This is a genomic window from Ancylomarina sp. YFZ004 (assembly GCF_054254355.1).
Genome location: NZ_JBTCHQ010000006.1, coordinates 62,161 through 82,792 on the forward strand (window position 1 = coordinate 62,161; position 20,632 = coordinate 82,792).

15 protein-coding genes are annotated in these 20,632 nt (G+C 36.4%); all 15 read left to right on the forward strand.

Annotated features, from left to right (window positions below):
* The first annotated feature begins 60 nt into the window (after positions 1-60).
* The 15 genes from ACXR6G_RS11085 (at position 61) to ACXR6G_RS11155 (ending at position 20,628) form a co-directional block, all read left to right on the forward strand.
* Positions 61-3,519 carry a hypothetical protein gene (locus ACXR6G_RS11085; RefSeq protein WP_458361496.1) on the forward strand — a complete coding sequence of 1,153 codons (3,459 nt, stop codon included), beginning with the start codon at positions 61-63 and terminating at the stop codon, positions 3,517-3,519.
* An 82-nt stretch (positions 3,520-3,601) separates the two neighbouring features.
* On the forward strand, positions 3,602-4,510 hold the full coding sequence (locus ACXR6G_RS11090) for a glycoside hydrolase family 17 protein (protein WP_458361497.1): 909 nt from the start codon (positions 3,602-3,604) through the stop codon (positions 4,508-4,510).
* Positions 4,511-4,534: 24 nt separating this feature from the next.
* The gene (locus tag ACXR6G_RS11095; RefSeq protein WP_458361498.1) at positions 4,535-5,476 is read left to right on the forward strand and encodes a glycoside hydrolase family 17 protein; all 942 of its coding nucleotides are present in this window, start codon (positions 4,535-4,537) and stop codon (positions 5,474-5,476) included.
* A gap of 70 nt (positions 5,477-5,546) precedes the next feature.
* Positions 5,547-6,641 (forward strand): glycosyl hydrolase family 17 protein, encoded by a 1,095-nt coding sequence (locus ACXR6G_RS11100; RefSeq protein ID WP_458361499.1) that lies wholly within the window; start codon positions 5,547-5,549, stop codon positions 6,639-6,641.
* 33 nt (positions 6,642-6,674) lie between these two features.
* The gene (locus ACXR6G_RS11105; protein WP_458361500.1) at positions 6,675-8,171 is read left to right on the forward strand and encodes an MFS transporter; all 1,497 of its coding nucleotides are present in this window, start codon (positions 6,675-6,677) and stop codon (positions 8,169-8,171) included.
* A 55-nt stretch (positions 8,172-8,226) separates the two neighbouring features.
* Positions 8,227-9,714: a glycoside hydrolase family 30 protein gene (locus tag ACXR6G_RS11110; RefSeq protein WP_458361501.1), complete on the forward strand. Its 1,488-nt coding sequence runs from the start codon at positions 8,227-8,229 to the stop codon at positions 9,712-9,714.
* A 10-nt stretch (positions 9,715-9,724) separates the two neighbouring features.
* Positions 9,725-10,738: a glycoside hydrolase family 2 TIM barrel-domain containing protein gene (locus ACXR6G_RS11115; protein WP_458361502.1), complete on the forward strand. Its 1,014-nt coding sequence runs from the start codon at positions 9,725-9,727 to the stop codon at positions 10,736-10,738.
* 23 nt (positions 10,739-10,761) lie between these two features.
* Positions 10,762-11,721: a hypothetical protein gene (locus ACXR6G_RS11120; protein ID WP_458361503.1), complete on the forward strand. Its 960-nt coding sequence runs from the start codon at positions 10,762-10,764 to the stop codon at positions 11,719-11,721.
* A 22-nt stretch (positions 11,722-11,743) separates the two neighbouring features.
* A complete protein-coding gene (locus ACXR6G_RS11125) occupies positions 11,744-13,099 on the forward strand; it encodes an MFS transporter (RefSeq protein WP_458361504.1) in 1,356 nt (451 codons plus the stop codon).
* 314 nt (positions 13,100-13,413) lie between these two features.
* On the forward strand, positions 13,414-14,868 hold the full coding sequence (locus ACXR6G_RS11130) for a glycoside hydrolase family 30 protein (protein WP_458361505.1): 1,455 nt from the start codon (positions 13,414-13,416) through the stop codon (positions 14,866-14,868).
* 69 nt (positions 14,869-14,937) lie between these two features.
* Positions 14,938-17,124 (forward strand): beta-glucosidase, encoded by a 2,187-nt coding sequence (locus ACXR6G_RS11135; RefSeq protein WP_458361506.1) that lies wholly within the window; start codon positions 14,938-14,940, stop codon positions 17,122-17,124.
* Positions 17,125-17,727: 603 nt separating this feature from the next.
* Positions 17,728-19,062 carry a hypothetical protein gene (locus ACXR6G_RS11140; protein ID WP_458361507.1) on the forward strand — a complete coding sequence of 445 codons (1,335 nt, stop codon included), beginning with the start codon at positions 17,728-17,730 and terminating at the stop codon, positions 19,060-19,062.
* A 162-nt stretch (positions 19,063-19,224) separates the two neighbouring features.
* On the forward strand, positions 19,225-19,512 hold the full coding sequence (locus ACXR6G_RS11145; RefSeq protein WP_458361508.1) for a helix-turn-helix domain-containing protein: 288 nt from the start codon (positions 19,225-19,227) through the stop codon (positions 19,510-19,512).
* Positions 19,513-19,640: 128 nt separating this feature from the next.
* Complete coding sequence (locus ACXR6G_RS11150; RefSeq protein ID WP_458361509.1) at positions 19,641-20,267, forward strand: BT4734/BF3469 family protein; 627 nt, start codon at positions 19,641-19,643, stop codon at positions 20,265-20,267.
* A complete protein-coding gene (locus ACXR6G_RS11155) occupies positions 20,251-20,628 on the forward strand; it encodes a PriCT-2 domain-containing protein (RefSeq protein ID WP_458361510.1) in 378 nt (125 codons plus the stop codon). The genes ACXR6G_RS11150 and ACXR6G_RS11155 overlap by 17 nt, the downstream gene beginning before the upstream one ends.
* Positions 20,629-20,632 lie beyond the last annotated feature (4 nt).

Below are 20,632 nucleotides of genomic sequence, written 5' to 3' on the forward strand. Positions count from 1 at the left end.
TATAAAAATCAGAAGTTTTTACTATAAAAAATAATTGAAGTAGAATCAATTAATATTAAAATGAAGAAGAATAACATTTACTTGGGAGACACGAGTTTGAATTACAGCGGGGCTGAAGTCGAGGGGAAATTCGTAGAGCTACATAATGAGAAGTTTTACAAGATCAGCAATTCTGATCAGATGTCAGACTTCTTTATGAGTATAGTTAGTGATTCCGATCACTGGATGTTCATATCGAGCAATGGTTCTTTATCGGCTGGAAGAAAAGATAGGAACAATGCCTTGTTCCCTTATTATACTGTTGATAAAATTCACGATTATAGAGATAAAACAGGGAGTAAAACCATTGTTCTAGTTGAAAAGAATGAGAAAACTCTTTTGTGGAAACCATTTTCGAATGGCCTTAGAAATATATACAAGATTGAAAGAAATCTATATAAGAGTATCTACGGTAATAAGGTCATTTTTGAAGAGGTCAACTTTGATTTGGGAATGAGTTTCCAATATGGCTGGAGCAATACCGAGAAATTTGGTTTTGTGAAAACATCAAAGGTTTCCAACCTAAGTGATAAAACAGTAAAATTCGAGATTATTGATGGGATTGAAAATATCCTACCTAGTGGTGTTGATTACGATTTTCAGAATGAATATAGTAATTTATTAGATGCCTATAAAAAGTGTGAACTACTTGAGGAAAGTGGTCTGGGATTATATATGCTGAGTTCAATTCCTGTTGATAGAGCAGAACCAAGTGAGTCCTTAAAAACTTCAACGGTTTGGTCCTATGGATTGGAAGGCAGTAAAATTCTGTTGTCAGCTAAACAAATCGACGGCTTTAAAAGAGGTTACCCTGTTGAAACAGAAATTGATGTTAGAGCTGCCAAAGGTGCGTATTTTTTGAATTCTGAGCTTGAATTGTCTGAAAATGAATCCAAAGAGTGGATGATTATTACAGAACTTAATCAGGATAGCGTAGCAGTTGCCGATTTGAATAATTTTATCAAAACCGAAAAGAATATTTCTGATTTAATAGCAGAAGATATCGCTTTAGGGACTACGAATTTGATTAAAATTGTTGCAGACGCTGATGGTTTACAAATGGGTAAGGATGATTTGGCTTATGCCCGTCATTTTTCGAATACCCTTTTCAATGTTATGCGAGGTGGTATTTTTGTAGATAATTACCTTGTAGACTCTGTTGATTTTAAGTTGTTTGTTCAGCAAACGAATAAACCAATTGCAAAGGCATTTCAAGAGTGGATTGATCAATTACCAGAAAAAATTGCTTACACGGACTTGAATCAATTGGCCGAAAAAACAGGAAATTCTGATTTGATAAGAATCTGTTATGAATACCTTCCTCTAACCTTTAGTAGAAGACATGGCGACCCTAGTCGACCATGGAATCAGTTCTCTATCGAAACAAAAAATGAAGACGGTTCACCAAAATTAAACTATCAGGGAAACTGGCGTGATATTTTCCAAAACTGGGAAGCATTAGGGCTTTCATATCCTGAATTTTTGGAAGGCATGATCAGTAAGTTTGTAAATGCTTCTACGGCCGATGGTTATAACCCTTATCGAATTACAAGAGAAGGAATTGACTGGGAATGTCCAGATCCTAATGATCCATGGGCTTATATTGGATATTGGGGCGATCATCAGATCATTTATCTTCAAAAATTTCTTGAGTTATCCAATGAATACCATCCGGGGAAATTGGATAATCTACTGACCAAAGAGAATTTTGTCTATGCAAATGTTCCTTATAGAATTAAATCATACAAGGATATCGTAAAGAATCCGCAAGATACCATTGAGTTTGATTTTGATCTAAATGATCAGATTAGAGGAATGGTTGAAGAGATTGGATCAGATGCTAGATTACTTCAAAATGGTAAGGATGGCTTGTATCAAGTTAACCTAACTGAAAAGATATTAGTAACACTTTTGACTAAGTTGAGCAACTTTATTCCTGAAGCAGGTATTTGGTTAAACACCCAACGTCCGGAATGGAATGATGCTAATAATGCTTTGGTTGGGAATGGTGTGTCTATGGTAACTTTGTGCTACCTGAGACGATTCCTGAAGTTCTGGTCCGCTAAATTTTCTAATATTTCATTAGAGGAAGTTCAAATTTCTGAGGAAGTAAAAACTCTAATGGATTCCATTTTTAGTCTTTTTGTTGAAAATGCAGGTCTTTTGGAAGGTGGGTTCTCAGATGAAGACAGACGTCGTTTCGCTGATATATTGGGTGAAGCAGGAAGCAACTACAGAAATGGAATTTATGAAAATTCGTTTTCAGGTTTGAAAGAAACTGTTAAGGTGAGCGAATTACTCGAGTTCACCAATTTGGCCTTAGTTTATATGGATCAATCCATAAAAGTGAACAAACGCGAAGATGGACTTTATCACGCTTACAATCTGATTTCATTTACCGATCAAAGCGTTTCAGTTCGTTATTTATACCAAATGCTTGAGGGGCAAGTTGCTGTTTTAAGTTCAGGTTATTTAAATGCTGAGGAAAGTCTTGATGTATTGAATTGTTTGAAGTGGAGTGAACTGTTTAGACGTGATCAATACAGTTACTTCCTATATCCGAACAGACAATTACCGCGTTTTACCGAAAAAAATAACATCCCGGAAAATCGTGTTAAAGAATCTAAGTTGTTGAGTAAACTAATAGCTGATAATGATTCCTCAATTCTTAATGTTGATAGTATGGGCGGTTATCACTTTAACGGCACATTTAGAAATGCAGAAATTTTGAGAAATGCTCTTGGCGATCTAAACTCTGATAAGTACGCGCATCTGATTAAGGAAGAAAAAGAAAAGGTACTTGATATTTTCGAGGAGATATTCGACCACCAATCTTTTACAGGGCGTTCGGGTACTTTTTATGGATTTGAAGGCTTAGGTAGTATCTACTGGCATATGGTTTCGAAATTGTTACTAGCTGCACAGGAAAGCTATTTTAATGCGATACAAGAAGGTGCTAACCCGATTACTTTAGGTAAAATAAAAGATCATTATTTTGAAATTAAAGCTGGTATTGGCTTGTATAAATCACCTGATTTATATGGGGCTTTCCCAACTGATGCTTATTCCCATACACCTTCTACTGCTGGTGCACAACAACCAGGTATGACTGGGCAGGTAAAAGAGGATTTTATCTCAAGAATGGGAGAACTGGGTATCCATGTTAATCATGGAGAAATCGTATTTGATACATCTCTATTAAACGATCAGGAATTGTTGGGTCAAGACGAACTATTCGTTTACTACGATATCAATGGAAAGAAGCAGCAAATTTTTCTTGGTGAAGGACAATTAGGATTTACATTCTGTAAAGTGCCTGTAATCTATAGGTCTGGAGAAACAACTCAAATCGTAATTGCATTTAAAAATGGAAAAACGAAAGTCATTCCAAATAATATAATTGACGAGGAGACAAGTGCTTTGATATTTAATCGAGGTGGTGAAGTTGAAAGGATTGAATTTTCAATCACAAAGAATTAATAAAATAAGGTATCTGTATAAGCATCGTTTTAAGCTTTGCTTGTGCAGATACTTCTTAATCTAATCATTTAAGCCCTATTCTATGTCTGTACGCAGTGAATATCTAATGTCCCTAGCCGGAACTGAATTTTCCGGGAAAACGAAGGAAGAATTATTAGCTCTTTATAATCAAATGTTGAATGATGGGATGCATGGACTATGTTTCAGCCCTTATCTCGATGGACAGGAGCCCGGCACAGAAATAAGTGAAGAACAAATCAAAAGACGAATTGATATTATCAAGCCTCATACGCAATGGGTGAGATCATTTTCATGTACCGAAGGCAATGAGTTGATTCCTAAAATTGCCAAAGAGAAGGGGATGAAAACCATGGTTGGAGCTTGGTTGGGTAAATATAAAAGTATCAATGAGCAGGAAATTGAAGGTCTTATTGAAATAGCTAAAGCAGGTCATGCAGATATTGTTGCTGTAGGTAATGAAGTCTTGTATCGTGAGGACTTAACTGAAGACGAACTATTGGATTATATCTACAGGGTGAAAAAAGCGCTTCCGGGAGTTCAGGTCGGTTATGTTGATGCTTATTATGAATTTGGCAATCGTCCAAGAATAACAGAAGCTTGCGATGTAATACTGGCTAATTGCTACCCATTTTGGGAAGGCTGTAGTTTGGAACACTCCTATCTTTATATGAAAGATATGTACAATCGTGCTTTACAGGCTGGGAATGGGAAAAAAGTAATCATTACAGAGACTGGCTGGCCTAATGTTGGCGAAACATTCCATGGTGCTGAGCCTTCTGAAGAAAATGCTCTTAAATATTTTATCAATACACAATTGTGGTCTAAGAAAGAGAATATTGATATTTTTTACTTTTCCTCTTTCGACGAGACCTGGAAAACCGATGACGAGGGTGATGTTGGAGCCTATTGGGGAATTTGGGATAAGGATGAGAAACCAAAATTCAAACCATCAGTTGAATTACAATCATAAGCTAAGAACACACATTAGTAAAGAATGAAAATTAAAGAACTATTAAATATAGAACCTGCAAAAGCTATTTGTTATTCAGGTTTCAGAGAGGGGCAAAGTCCGGAGTCAGGTGTTTTCCCAACATATGAACAAATTAAAGAGGATCTTTTGATTCTAAATAATCATTGGAAATATCTGCGTTTGTACGACTGTGATAAGCATACGGATATTGTTTTGGAAGTTATCCAAAAAGAGGCACTTGACTTTAAAGTGATGCTTGGAGCCTACATTGGAGCTGAGATGAACAACTTTGGCTGCCCATGGGGTGGATTTTATTCAGAGGACGAGTTGAATAAAAACAAGGCAAGAAATCTGAATCAAATTAAGAAGTTGATTCAACTTGCAAATGAGTACCCTGATATTATTTTCTCCTTATCTGCTGGCAATGAAGCCTTGGTTCACTGGACAGATCATTATGTGCCAATAGATACTGTAATTAAGTATGTCAGGTTGATAAAGATGGGAGCTAAACAGCCTGTTACATTTTGCGAAAACTATGTGCCTTGGCAGGAAAAGTTACATGATCTGGTCGAGGAAGTTGATTTCATATCCATACATACTTATCCAGTTTGGGAATATAAAAATATTCATGAAGCATTGGAATATACCAGACAAAATTATTATAGCGTTGCAGATAGATATCCCCATAAACCTGTAGTCATTACTGAAGCTGGTTGGGCAACTAATTCTAATGGTAGAGGTATTTGTCCAGGGAATGTTAGTCAGGAGTTGCAGGAAGTTTATTACAACGATTTGGTTAATTGGAGTGATGCTGAAGGTATCCTAACCTTTGTTTTTGAAGCTTTCGATGAGCCTTGGAAAGGTTCACAGGAGCCATTGGAACCAGAAAAACACTGGGGGCTGTTTACGGTAGACCGAAAACCGAAGAAAGTTATGGAAAAAATGCATCTCAGTCTGGTTCAGTGATTCTTAATAGAATAACAAGAAAAACCGTACGATTTAAACTTAAACGAAGCTAAAACCTAAAATACAACTCATGATTTCATATCAACCAATCAACATGAGAAAAGCTAATCTGGCACTACTCATTATTTTTTCATTTAGTCTTATTTGCTGCAAGCAAACGAGTAAGCCAAAACAAGCCATAACAAACGAAGCAGAGCCTGAGATGAAAGTGATTAAGCAAAGTACAGATGATTTGTTGAATGGCGTTTCAAGAGCTGTTTGTTATTCGGGATTCAGAAGTGGACAACATCCTGACAGAGATGAGGGTGCCATAAATCCTTCGGACGAGCAGGTTCTTGAAGATTTGAAGATTATTTCTCGTGATTCACTTTTCAATCTGATTCGTCTTTACGATTCTGGCGAAAATTCAGAGGCCGTATTGCGAATAATCAAAGAAAATAAGCTTGATATCAAGGTGATGTTGGGTGTTTGGTTGAAAGCTGAATTAAGTGCTCATGAAACTTGTGAATGGTTAACTGAACCTATTCCATCTGAAATTTTAGGGCAAAATAGCATTGCAAACCAGAAGGAAATACAAGAAGGAATTCGTTTGGCTAATGAATATTCTGAAACTGTAATTGCAGTAAACGTGGGAAATGAAGCTTTAGTTGAGTGGAATGATCACAAAGTGGATACGGATTCTATTATTATCTATGTTCAGAAAGTTCAGGAGGCAATTCAGCAACCTGTTACTGTTGCTGATAATTATGAGTGGTGGGCTGCTAAAGGTGAAAAATTAGCTAAAGCAGTTGATTTCATATCTATTCATGTCTACCCAGTTTGGGAAGGAAAAGATATTGGTGAAGCCATGTCATACACCATCGAAAATGTGCAAAAAGTTCGTAATGCGCTTCCTGATAGTAAAATAGTGATTACTGAAGCAGGTTGGGCTACTGTAGCCTCAGAATTTGGCGAGAGAGCAAGTGAAGAAAAGCAGGAGCAATATTATACCGATTTGATGAAATGGTCAAAGGATATGAATATTACGACCTTCTTTTTTGAGGCATTCGATGAGGATTGGAAGGGAGAAACGGCAAATCCTTTAGGAGCTGAAAAGCATTGGGGATTGTATACCGTTGATAGAAAACCTAAACAAGTCATGCAAGAATTATTAGTAAATAATTAAGCACCCTATCATAAACCTGATAATCTAAAAATAATGACACACTATAAAACAGTAAAGGAAGATATCGTCCCATTTGGGCAAAAGCTAGCATTTGGATCAGGACATTTGGCCAATCAGTTGTTTCCAGCTGCATTGGGTGTGTTTATGGTTGTTTTGGTCATGTCTTTAGGAATGGATCCTATTCTTGCTGGTGTTCTAGGTGCTTTGCCTCGACTGTTAGATGCATTAACAGATCCTATTATGGGATTCATCTCTGATAATACAAGATCGAAATGGGGAAGGCGTAAGCCATATATTTTTATTGGTAGTGCTATTACCGGTGTCGCTTTTATGGTGATGTGGCAATTGAATCCTGAAAATTCACAAACCTATAATTTCTTTTATTTTTTAATCGTATCAGTATTCTTTTACATTGGTTATACCATTTTTGCAACGCCATTAATCGGTTTGGGATATGAGATGACTCCTGATTATAATGAACGTACTCGTTTAATGGCTGTCTCGCAATGGATGGGCCAAGTTGCATGGATGATTGCTCCATGGTTTTGGGTTATTATTTACGATCCTTCTATATTTGAATCAGCACCTGAAGGAGCACGTGTTTTATCAATTTGGGTAGGCGCTATTTGTATGATTCTGGGTGTATTACCAGCTCTTTTTAATAAAGAAATGATATTGCCCGATAATAGCAAAAGAGTCAACTTATCTATGAAGGATTTGGGTGCTAACACCAAAGAATTCGTGAAAGGAATAAAGCTTACAATCAGAAATAAACCTTTTATGAAGCTTTGCGGTGCTACATTTCTCATATTCAATGGATTTCAAACTATCGCACAATTCGCAATGTTCATTATTGTCTATTATCTTTTTCAAGGAGATAAAGTTGCCGCAGGATCCTGGCCTGCATGGTTTGGAACAGTGAGTGCAATGGCTACCGCTTTCCTTGTTATTCCTATTGTAACAAAAATATCAGAAAAGGTAGGCAAGAAAAATGCTTTTGTCATTGCAACTCTAATATCAATGATTGGCTATGGACTAAAATGGTGGGGATTCAATCCTGACAATCCATGGTTAATGTTTATGCCTATTCCATTTTTGTCTTTTGGAATTGGAGGCTTGTTTACACTTATGATGTCGATGACTGCTGATGTTTGTGACTTGGATGAATTGAACAACGGGGAACGTCGTGAGGGGATGTTTGGAGCTGTTTATTGGTGGATGGTGAAACTTGGAACTGCCTTGGCATTACTTACCAGTGGTATTGTATTGCATTATGTTGGTTTCAATCAATCGATTGATCAACAAACCACTGAAACACTGACTAACCTGAGAATTGCGGATATTATTATTCCCATTGTGACGGCAGCAATGGCAGTTTTAATTGTATGGAAATATGATATAACTGAGACTAAGGCTCATGAAATTAGACAAGCCTTGATTGCACGACGTGGTAAGGCTAAGCATGAGGGGCAAGAAGTCAATAATGATAATATCACTGAAGAAGTCACTCCGTCGACTATTAAGTTGTAATTGAGAGTAGGGATTTCTGAGATCTGATTTTAATTAATATGATAATTATAAACTAATGAAAATATTACAATATTTCTTATCTATTTTTCTCATGGCAAATTTGTTGGGGTGCACAGCACAGCAGAATAATTTGACGGTTGATGTCTATGAGACATCTTCAAATGGCAACAAGCTCAAAAAAATAACTGAATTTACTTCTGCTGAAGATGCTGTTGCCATCCAATTATTACCTGATGAAAAATATCAGACGATTACCGGCTTTGGCGGATCTTTTACTGAATCATCGGCCTATTTGCTAAATCAGCTTAGTAAAGCTAATCGCGATTTAATATTGGAAGCATATTTTGGTTCTGAAGGGGCTAAATATTCTTTAACCCGCACACATATCAATTCTTGTGATTTCTCACTTAGCAACTATTCTTACGCGCCAGTGGATGGTGATATGGCTTTGGAGAACTTTTCAATTGAAGAGGATAGAGATGATATCATTCCAATGATCAAGGATGCAATGGCCATTTCTGAAGATGGGTTTAAAATTCTTTCTTCGCCATGGACAGCACCACCTTGGATGAAAGATAACAAGCATTGGTGTGGAGGTAAATTGCTACCTGAATACTACGATACTTGGGCTCTATTTTTCTCAAAATACATTGATGCTTATAAAACTGAGGGAATCGATATTTGGGGATTGACCGTAGAGAATGAGCCTTTGGGAAATAACAGCAACTGGGAGAGTATGCATTATACACCAGAAGAAATGGTGGAATTTGTAAGCAAGCATCTGGGACCAAAATTAAATGATGACGGTCATGATGTTAAGATATTAGGATACGATCAGAACAGAGATGAGCTGGAAGAGTGGGCAGACATTATGTACAAGGATGAGGAATCATCAAAATATTTTGATGGAATGGCGATTCATTGGTATGCTAGCACTTATGACTTTATGCCTGAGACTTTGCAATATACATACAAGAAAGCGCCAAATAAATTAATGATTCAATCGGAGGCTTGTGTTGATTCTGAGATTCCACATTGGAATGATGACAAATGGTATTGGTCAAAAGAGGGAACCGATTGGGGTTGGGACTGGGCACCAGATGATCAAAAGCATCTTCATCCGAAATATGTTCCTGTGTATCGTTATGCCAGAGATATTATAGGTTGTTTGAACAATTACGTGCAAGGTTGGATCGACTGGAATATGGTTTTAGATCGTCAGGGCGGACCAAACTGGTTTAAGAACTGGTGTGTTGCTCCCGTAATTGTAGATCCTGAGACAGATGAGGTTTATTTTACGCCATTATACCATACCATGGCGCATTTTAGCAAGTACATCCGCCCTGGATCTGTTCGTATTGGCTTTGAGAATCCAGATAAGGATCTCATGATGACAGCGGCACAAAATCCTGATGGATCAATTGCTCTTGTGATTTTGAATATGAGTTTGAAAGCAAAGAATATAAAACTTTCGTTGGGCGATAGTTCAGTGGAAATTCAAATAAGTGCTCAGGCAATTCAGACGGTAGTAATACCTTCTTAAATCTTGGAATATGATTAAAAACATTGTATTGATTTTTGCTGTGAGTTTACTACTCATTTCATGTAAACAGATTCATACCGATACCATTTCTATTGATGGACGTGATATTTTGTTAAACGATTCTGTTTATACAATCAAAGGGATATGTTATCATCCTGTTCCCAAAGGAAGCAATAAAAGAAACTTTGGTAATTTGTCTGGAGATCTGGTTTTAATGCTTGAGGCTGGAATAAACACCATAAGAGTTTATACGCCTATTACAGATGTTTCTGTTCTTGATGAGATACATGAGGCCGGACTAAAAGTAATTATTGGATTTGGTTACAACCAAGGTGGGCATAATGATATTCTTTCAGGGACTTTTATCAATTACATAAACACCTACAAGAATCACGAAGCAATTTTACTTTGGGAATTAGGCAATGAATACAATTATCATCCCGAGTGGTTTGGTGATGATATCAAGAATTGGTACACAGCTTTAAGCAAGGCTGCAGATCTCATTCATCAACACGATACATCTCACCCTGTAACAACTGCACACGGCGAGTTGCCAGATTCATTTGCACTAGCAATGTGTCCGAATATAGATGTATGGGGGATGAATGTATACCGATGGGATAATCCAGAAAAGATTTTTTCGGAATGGTCTATTCTAAGTGATAAACCCATGTATTTATCCGAGGCGGGTGCAGATAGTTATATGACGATTTCAAAAGATGGCTATAAGAAGGGCTCAAATGAATTAGCTCAGGCGGATGCAACTAAAAATATACTGGAATCCATTTTTAGGAATCAGAAAATTTGTTCGGGTGTTGCCTTGTTTGCATTTGTGGATGAGCTATGGAAAGCTGGGAATAATAATTCATTAGATATTGGAGGATGGGCACCCAACAGCGGTGGTGTCCCTTATGATGGTGCACCGAATGAGGAGTACTGGGGGATTGTTGATATTGAAAGAAATAAGAAACAGGCATTCAGTGTTGTAAAAGAAAAGTATACCAGCTTACCTAAGTCTAATTAGCTATTGTTCAAATTCACGAAAAGATGAATAAAACGGTCTTATTTCTAATGATATGCTTACCAGTTGTAAGCTTAGGTCAGCATCAAAAAAATACGAATATGACACATGTCTTAAAAAACAAGAATCTTGAGGTTCATATCGATTTACCATTAGATAATTATCAGCTTTCAAGGTTTGATTGGACAGGGAAGATTACAAGTTTGATATATAAAGGTGTTTCTGTTTCTACTATTGAGAGAATGAATGAGGATGAGGAAGACAATTTTGGCAAAGGTTTTTACAATGAGTTTGGGATTGAAACACCAGTAGGATTTGATGATTGTGAGGAAGGAGATTGGTTTCCTAAGATAGGAGTAGGATTACTTAAGAAGGATGGGGAGCAATATAGTTTTAGTAAAACATATGAAATTCAACCTGCTGATTTTAAAGTGATAATTGAATCGAATAAAGTTATCATAGAGTGTCAATCTGAAAGCACTAATGGCTATTCCTATGTGCTGAAAAAAGAAATTGAATTATTGGAAGACAGCTTTGTAATTCGTTATAAGTTGCACAATACAGGTATGAAAACCATTGCTACTAATGAGTATACGCATAATTTTTTAGCGATTAATAAAGAATTAATAGGCAATGATTACATCTTGAAATTTCCCTTTCAAATCAAGTCTGAATTATTCGGAGCGACTGTTAATCCGGAAGAAAAGGTTGAAGTCGGTCAAGATGAGATAAGATTTAATAGCATACCGGAAGAACAATTCTTTTTTAGCAACCTCTCAGGAGGTGAGTGTGTAGATGCTTGTTGGGAATTGATCAACAAGAAAAGTAAAATTGGTATAAGAGAAACAGGCAACTTTAAAACAAGCCAAGTCAATCTTTGGGGTTGGAAACATGTTGTGAGTCCTGAACTATTTTTTGATGTAAACGTGAAGCCCGGCCAGACAATTGAATGGTCCAGAACGTACAATCTGTTTGAGATAAATTAAAAAACACTAGAATCATATATAGATGAACGAAATAGAATCAAAACTGTCCTTAAAGGAAAAAGTTGGTTATAGTTTAGGAGATACAGCATCCCATTTTGTTTGGGATATGGTAGGTTTCTGGATTTTGATATTTTACACTGACACTTTTGGTATTTCAGCTGCGGCGGCTGGTACTATTATGCTGATTGCTCGTTTTTGGGACATGCTTAGCGATCCCTTAATGGGGATTATTGCTGATAGAACAAACACTCGATGGGGAAAATTCCGTCCTTATATTTTATGGATGGCTTTGCCATACAGTGTATTGGCGGTCTTAACGTTTACCACTCCTGATCTCGGACCTACCGGAAAGATCATTTATGCAGGCGTTACCTATATGTTATTAATGACTGTGTTTACGGCTATAAATCTTCCTTATTCATCATTAGGAGCTGTAATGACTTCTGATTCATACGAGAGAGCAGGCCTTAATTCGTACCGATTTATCTTTGCTTTTATTGGTCAGTTTATCGTGTCAGGAACAGCTCTTTCTTTAGCCTTGTATTTTGGTCAGGGTGATAATGCAAAGGGCTATCAGTATACCTTGATCTTATTTTCTATTATCAGTTTTGTGTTGTTCATGATTACTTTTAAAACAACTAAGGAGAGAGTACAACCTCCTAAAGAACAGAAAGAAAACTTAAAGGCAGATTTTAAAAACCTATTTAAAAACAAACCTTGGGTAATTTTGTTTTTTGTTGGGATTATCTCATTTATCATGTTTGCAATGCAAAATTTATCCATTGCTTACTACTTTAAATACTATATAGGAAATGAAGAAAATGTTCAATTGTTTAATGTGATAGGAACTGTTGCTCTAATAGTTGCAATACCTTTCTCAAAACCTTTGGCTAAACGGTTCGGCAAACGTAATGTTTTTTTGGCTAGTTCATTACTGTCGGGCTTTTTCTTCATCTGCCTATATCTTCCCGATGCCAACAATATTACGATGATCTATATTCTCAATATTCTGGCAAAGATGGCTTATGCTCCTGCAGTACCTTTACTATGGACCATGCTTGCCGATACAGCCGATTACTCGGAATGGAAAACAGGAAGAAGATCAACAGGTTTGGTGTTTTCTGCGGCTACTTTTGCTCAAAAAGCGGGTTGGGGTATAGGTGGTGCTTTGGCAGGATGGATGCTTGCTATTTTCAAATTTACGCCAAATGTTGAACAAACAGCTACAGCCATAACAGGTATTAAACTCATGATTTCCGTTATTCCGGGAGTCCTGTATATGTCTTGTGCAATTCTGTTGTATTTCTATACTATTGATCATGAAACTTGTGTTGTTATAAAATCAGATTTAGATAAGAGAAGGTTAGCTGAAGCATAATCATTTATTTAAATATTTAATTTATCAGATGGAAAATTTTGGGGTGTTAAAATTGGTTGGTCAATCATTTTAAACACAGATTGAGAATCAAGGAAACTTGATTCTCAATCAAAATGTTTTTTAATAGAAACTCATTTAAGAGTTTAGATCATGACTAGTTAGTAGTTGGTTGATAGCGCCTCTGTAGTATCCCTCATACTATATGCGCTATTTAATTACTCTGATATTTTTTTGTTAAAATGAGCTCAATACTTTGAAATGATTTTTTTACAAGATTATTTAATAGTTATCAACTATAAAACAGAACCTTAATTATGAAACGATTTATTCCTGTTATCACTATTGCTTTTATGGCATGCTCACAAGCCAAGCCAGTTGACACATCAACAGCTGAATATAGGGCAGTGGGAAAAAAAGCTACGATTATAACTACAGCAAAGGACACAGAATTCAGATTAAGCGAGACTGGACAGTCTGTTTTCAAGAAAACCGAACAAGCTTTAGAGACAGAGAATTCGATATTTGTTAATCCGAACAACAGATTTCAAACATTTATTGGCGTAGGAGGGGCGATTACGGATGCTTCAGCAGAAGTGTTTGCAAAACTCTCAAAAGAGAAACAAGAAGAACTTATTTCAGCCTATTATGGCAAAGAGGGTATTGATTATACCTTAATGCGTACGTCAATTCATAGCTGCGATTTTAGTAATGGCAGCTTCACCTATATCGAAGAAGGAGATAAAAACTTAAAAACCTTCTCCATCGATCATGACAAACAGTATCGTTTGCCGATGATTAAACAAGCCATTGCAAAAGCTGGTGGTTCCATGTTATTTTATGCCAGTCCTTGGAGCCCGCCTGCCTTTATGAAAGACAGCAAGAATATGCTTCGAGGAGGAAAATTACTCCCAGAGTACTATGATACATGGGCAAAATACTATGCTAAATTTATTAAAGCCTACGAGAAAGAAGGTATTCCTGTTTGGGGGGTGACCATTCAGAATGAACCCATGGCGGTTCAACGTTGGGAATCTTGTATTTATACCGCCGAAGAAGAGAGCGATTTTCTGAAAAATCACTTGGGACCAATTCTGGAACAAGAAGGACTTGGAGATAAAAATATTGTGGTTTGGGATCATAACCGAGATTTGATTACGCACAGAGCCAATACGATTCTAGACGATCCTGAAGCGGAGAAATATGCCTGGGGAACAGGTTTCCACTGGTACGAAACATGGCGAGGTGGCGAACCTATGTTCGACAATCTATCAAAGATTCAGGAAGCTTATCCTGATAAAAAACTACTTTTTACAGAAGGATGTAACGAGAGTTTCGATCCTGAAAAGTATCAGTACTGGCCAAATGCAGAGAGATATGGTCATTCAATGATTAATGATTTTAACCGAGGAACAGTTGGTTGGACAGACTGGAACATTCTACTCGATGAAACAGGGGGGCCTAATCACGTTGGTAATTTGTGTTTTTCCCCAATTCATGCAGACACTAGAACCGATAGTTTAATCTACACCCCATCTTATTATTACCTGGGGCATTTCTCAAAATACATTCGTCCGGGAGCAAAAAGAGTCAGTACAGTTTCAAGTATTAGCTTCCTAATCAGTACTTCTTTCATTAACGAGAATGGAAAGATGGCCACTGTCGTGATGAACAGATCCGATGAGGATATGACTTATAAACTATATGTTGGTGCTAATGTTGCAACATCAATTAAAATACCTGCACGAGCGATACAAACACTTGTTTACTAGTCATAGGTTAGTTATCTAAAATATAATAAGCGCTATGCCGTTGAGGCTATCTTAAAAAAAACATACGTAATGAAGAAATTAATTTTTACCACTCTAGTATTTGCCCTCTTGGCTAATATTCAATTATTTGGGCAAGTTGATCCTATTTTGATTGAAAAGAAGATTGACGTATTAATTAAACAATTGACTTTGGAAGAGAAAGTGGCCATGTGTCATGCACAATCGAAGTTCAGCACGCCCGGTGTTCCTCGTTTGGGAGTTCCTGAGATCTGGATGTCAGATGGACCTCATGGGGTGCGTGCAGAGATTGCATGGGATACCTGGGAACATGCGGGTTGGACGAATGATTCCTGTACCGCTTTCCCTGCCTTAACTTGTTTGGCGGCTACTTTTAATCCTAGCTTGTCATACAAGTACGGAAAGGCTATAGGCGAAGAAGCCCGATATCGCAAGAAAGATATCCTTTTAGGTCCTGGAGTTAACATCTATCGCACACCCCTTAATGGTCGCAATTTTGAGTACATGGGAGAAGATCCCTATTTGGCTTCCAAGCTTGTTGTACCCTATATCAAAGGCGTGCAGGAAAATGGAGTGGCTGCTTGTGTGAAGCACTATGCCTTGAATAACCAGGAGCACTGGCGTAATCACATCAACGTAGAACTAAGTGACAGAGCTTTGTATGAAATTTACCTACCTGCATTTAAGGCTGCAGTGCTCGAAGGAGAGGTTTGGTCAATTATGGGTGCCTACAATAAGATAAGAGGTCAGTTTTGTTGTCACAACGAATTAATGGTGAATAAGATTCTTAAGGGCGATTGGGCCTTCGATGGGGTATTGGTTACCGATTGGGGAGCGACGCATGATACAAAAGAGGCTGCACTTTATGGTTTGGATATGGAGATGGGAACTGGAACCGATGGATTGACAACATCATCAAAAAATGCTTACGACAATTATTTTTTAGCAAATCCTTTTCTTAAGATACTAAAATCTGGAGAGATTGAAATGAGTGTATTGGATGATAAGGTCAGACGTATTCTTCGTTTGATGATGCGTACCAATATGGATACGACTCGATCTTTTGGTAAAATGACCAATCAGCAACACTTTGATGTGGCACGGGAAGTGGCTGCCGAAGGGATTGTTTTGTTGAAGAACGATAAGGGATTCTTCCCGATAGATCCCGACAAAAAACAAATAATTGCTGTCATTGGAGAGAATGCTACCCGTAGCATGACAGTTGGTGGAGGCTCTTCGGAACTCAAAACGAAGCATGAAATATCACCTTTGAGCGGTATTCAGAAACGTTTTAAAAATGCACGAATTATTCATGCAATGGGCTATTCATCTGGTGCATCGGTTTATGGTCAGGTATTGCCAACAAATCTAAATGCAGATTCATTAAAGCGTGCGGCAATCGAAGTTGCTGCAGAAGCAGATATCGTTCTTTTCGTAGGAGGCTTGAATAAAAGTCATCATCAGGATTGTGAAGGGGACGATCGCAAGCAGTTTGCATTGCCTTTTGGACAAGATGATTTGTTGAATGAAATTCTGAAGGTGAATAAAAATACTGCTTTTATCATGCTAAGTGGTAATGCCGTTGAAATGCCATGGATTTCGAATGTGAAAGCACTTGTTCAAGCCTGGTATTTGGGAAGTGAAGCCGGACATGCTATTGCAGATGTAATCTCAGGAGATGTGAATCCATCTGGGAAACTGCCTTTTTCATTTCCAGTTAAACTGGAAGACAACGCAGCTCATTCATTTGGTGAGATCTCTTACCCTGGCGATGGCACAAATCAGGAATACAAAGAAGATATATTGGTCGGTTACCGTTGGCACGATACGAAGAAAATTAAGCCCTTATTCGCATTTGGATATGGCATGTCTTACACTTCCTTTAAAGTTTTGAATGCTAAAACAGATAAGTCTACCTATAAAAAAGGAGATGTGATTAAAGTGTCATGTGAGATTAAAAATACAGGAAAATCAAGGGGGTCTGAAGTGATTCAGGTTTATGCTAACGATGTTGAAGCATCAGTTTTAAGACCGCTTAAGGAATTGAAAGCCTTTAATAAGGTAATACTTATGCCTGGAGAAACTAAAATTGTTACAATGGAGATTCCTGTTAATGAACTTGCCTTTTTCGATGATTCAATAATGGACTGGAAACTTGAAGCAGGACAATTCAAATTAATGCTAGGGACTTCATCACGCCATATAAAAAAAGAGCTTCAGATCTTCGTTCAGGAATAAGAGAAGCATAATGATTTTTCAAGTTAAAAGGGAGAAGGAGGAGTTAACTATTAGGCTGGCTAAACTTTGACTTTCCTTTTTGTTCTAATGAATTAGAACAAAGAGGATTCTCAATATTAGTAAGTTCACGAATATTTGAATTGTAGATTTTGAATATGCGAAATGAAATATAAAGAACTCATAGAATAGGATATTTATCGTGGTTGATAAATAGTTGATATGAAAAAATGCAACATGTTAATTAATAAAGGTTTGCTTCTTTAATTATGGAGAGAGAGGGATTATTCCTCGTCATGAATTTATTACGAACCCCAAAAGGTTTCAAATCCTTAAAAATTTGCGCATAAAAAAAGCATCAAAGTTTTTCAACCTTGATGCTTCTGTCTGCGGAGAGAGAGGATCATGAACCATCCAATTCCCGTATGCTGTAATACAATGTTTTAGCCTTGTAAACAATTTTTCACTACACCTAATTCTGCAACTACTTGATTGCTTTGCTTTTTATCAAAATGTTCTCATTTGCGAGTGAATCAAAGATAATAAAAGTGTTTATAATACCTCATATTTCATTAGTTTTATCAACTTTTATAAAATCGAACAAATATGAGAGATGAACTTAATATACTCGAAGAATTATTCATTAACTGTGGTGACAATTACGATTCATGTGAAGGTTGGACTGAGGCAGATTTTGAAATCACAGAAATAGATATTCAACAAAAACTAAAATTTGAATTCTCTAAGATTAAGAGATACTATTTGGAGCTTGAGTCCAGCGGTGAGCCAAGTGATAGATTAAAATTAATGTTTACAGCTAGGTTCAATAGGTTATTGAAGTTTAAAATAATACTTGAAGAATATCTAGAGGGTAGTACACATGAACTTATTATTCATGGTAGAAAGAGTGGGTGCCTTACTCCTTATAATAATTTTCTTGCAGGCTACAAGGGTGTAATAGGCCTATTGAGTTTAATTATTAATGATTTACATGTTTCATTAGATTTCAGTATTGAGAGTCATGTTTTATCTTCTAAATATGAGAAATTAAGCTCTAAGCAAATAGATAAATGGTATGATGAATTAAGAGCCAATTATTCTCAGGAGCAGAATTCAGTAATCGTCGATGGTATGACCATTGATACATCTGATTGGAATGGATCTGTCCAAGCTATTGATTTAGATGAGCATAGGGAAGTGATTAAGAAGTATACAGAACAAAATTCACAAAAACCTTTTCCTCTTTTTATGAGAGATGTACATCATTATCTCAGAAGATATGATAAAAATTCCCCAGAGGAAATAGTGTTGTATGAAAATCTAAATAAAACACTCTCTAATTTATTGGAAAGAAATAATTCTGAAAAAGAAGAGGATATATTGAACTTCCTTATTGAAACTAATGTAGCTGAACTTGAAACCTATGATTTTGCTATTCAAAAAATCAATCAAGACTTATGTGATAAGAGTGATTCTGGAAAATATGAGGTTTTAAAAAGCTTCCAAAATCGACTTAATAATTTACGATATAAGCCAAGTTACAAAACTCTTAATCGTTCAAGTATTGTGGCTTTGGTTAATGTTACTTTATCTAGATTGATAGAATTTGTAGACAAAGAACTGACCAAATATGATAGTTCAAAATTTGATATCAAGCTCACTGCAATTAGTACCGAGAAAATTAAAACTAAGCTTTCTGTAAAGAAAATTGGTTTGTTATTTAGAATGTTGAGTGATGAAAACCTTCTTGAATATGATGAGGTAACAACATTAACTGAACAGATAGCTTTCGCTTTTTCTTCAAAACAAAAGGATGACTTTAGTTCTGATTCAATTAAAAATCATTTTGATACTCCCAAACATGATGCAATTAAATTTTGGGAGGGTGTATTACTTGAGATGCAAAAAAAACTGAATAAATTTAAAATAAAATACGACTAGGTAGTGATTTTGTTGTCAGTGAGTTAGGGTAGGGTTGAATGGGGTTGTACAACCCTATTGCAACCCTTTTCGTTTCTCGATATTGCATATGTTTGCTTCCGAAACGATCTACAGGCGCCTGAATGATTTGATTTTCATTAATTAACTCTAAATTTCAATATTATGGAAGTAGTAACAATGAGCAGCGATGCTTTTCAAAAGATTAGCTCGCAATTAAGAAGCATGGAAAACACTGTAGAAATGCTAAGGAAAAAAAATCTTTACCCACTCGAAAAGGTATGGATCGACAGTCAAGTTGTTTGTCAAACATTAAATATCAGTAAACGAACACTTCAAACCTATCGCGATAACGGAATTTTAGCCTATTCTAAAATTGGTTCTAAGATCTACTATATGAGCTCAGATATCGAAGCTCATTTGAATAAACATTACGTGAAATCCTTTAAGTAAACCATTCTTAAAAGGAATATTCTTTCCTTTAAAATACTCGAATTACATGGCATAGTACATATGCTGTAAGGTGGTAACGCTTTGCAAATAGGATAACTATGCCTTGTTTTTTCTAAAGATGAAATAACATGATACAAGATATAACTAGTAAAATAACTAGTTATCCAGATAGCCAATATCTAGATAACCAGATAAAAATAGAGATACCTGAGTTTAGTTTTTTTATGAAACCTATCTCAAATACAAAGCCTTATAAGACAATAAACGTTTTAGATGCTTATACCCTAATAAAAGGACATTGGAATATTGAAAGAACTACGGCACTACGAGAGATAACAAATGTTGTAGAAGCAAGAGAGTTTAAAGCAAGCCAATTTAACTACGTCTGTTTTTCTGGAATATTTACTAAAAGAAGTGAGAAACATTTTCAGCATCATTCTGGTTTGATGGTATTAGACTTTGATCATTTGTCAGATGTCGATGAGGTTAAAAATAGTTTACTAGCAGATGATAGCTTAGAAACTGTGCTTTTATTCCGTTCTCCGTCAGGAGATGGCTTAAAATGGGTGATTACTATCGATATCAGTTTGATGGAGCACAAGAGCTATTTTAAAGCAGTAGCTAATTACTTGAAACAAACTTATCAACTTGAACTTGATGGTTCTGGAAAGGACGTTGCACGTGCATGCTTTTTGCCTTATGACCCTCAAGTTTATATAAACCCAAAATATTTGAACCATGGAGAAACAGTTTAACCCACATGCATGGTTAGAAGGAAACAATAAAAAAGAAACTGTTCCCTGTAAACGATCAAGAACTACAGTTGTTAGTGATTCGTTGGCAAATGTTGAATGGCTAGTACAAATGATTGAATCTGGTAATATGGATATTACTCAAGGATATGAAAATTGGAGGAATATCGGGTTTAGCCTTGCTGAATCTTTAGGCGAATCAGGACGTAATTATTTTCATAGAGTAAGTTGTTTTAGTCCTGATTACAATCGTGAAAAGTGCGATAAACAATATTCAAATTGTTTGAAGTGTAAGGGTGGAGGAATTACACTGGCAACACTGTTTTATATCGCAAAGTCTAATGGAATATTATTAAAAAAGTAAGAAT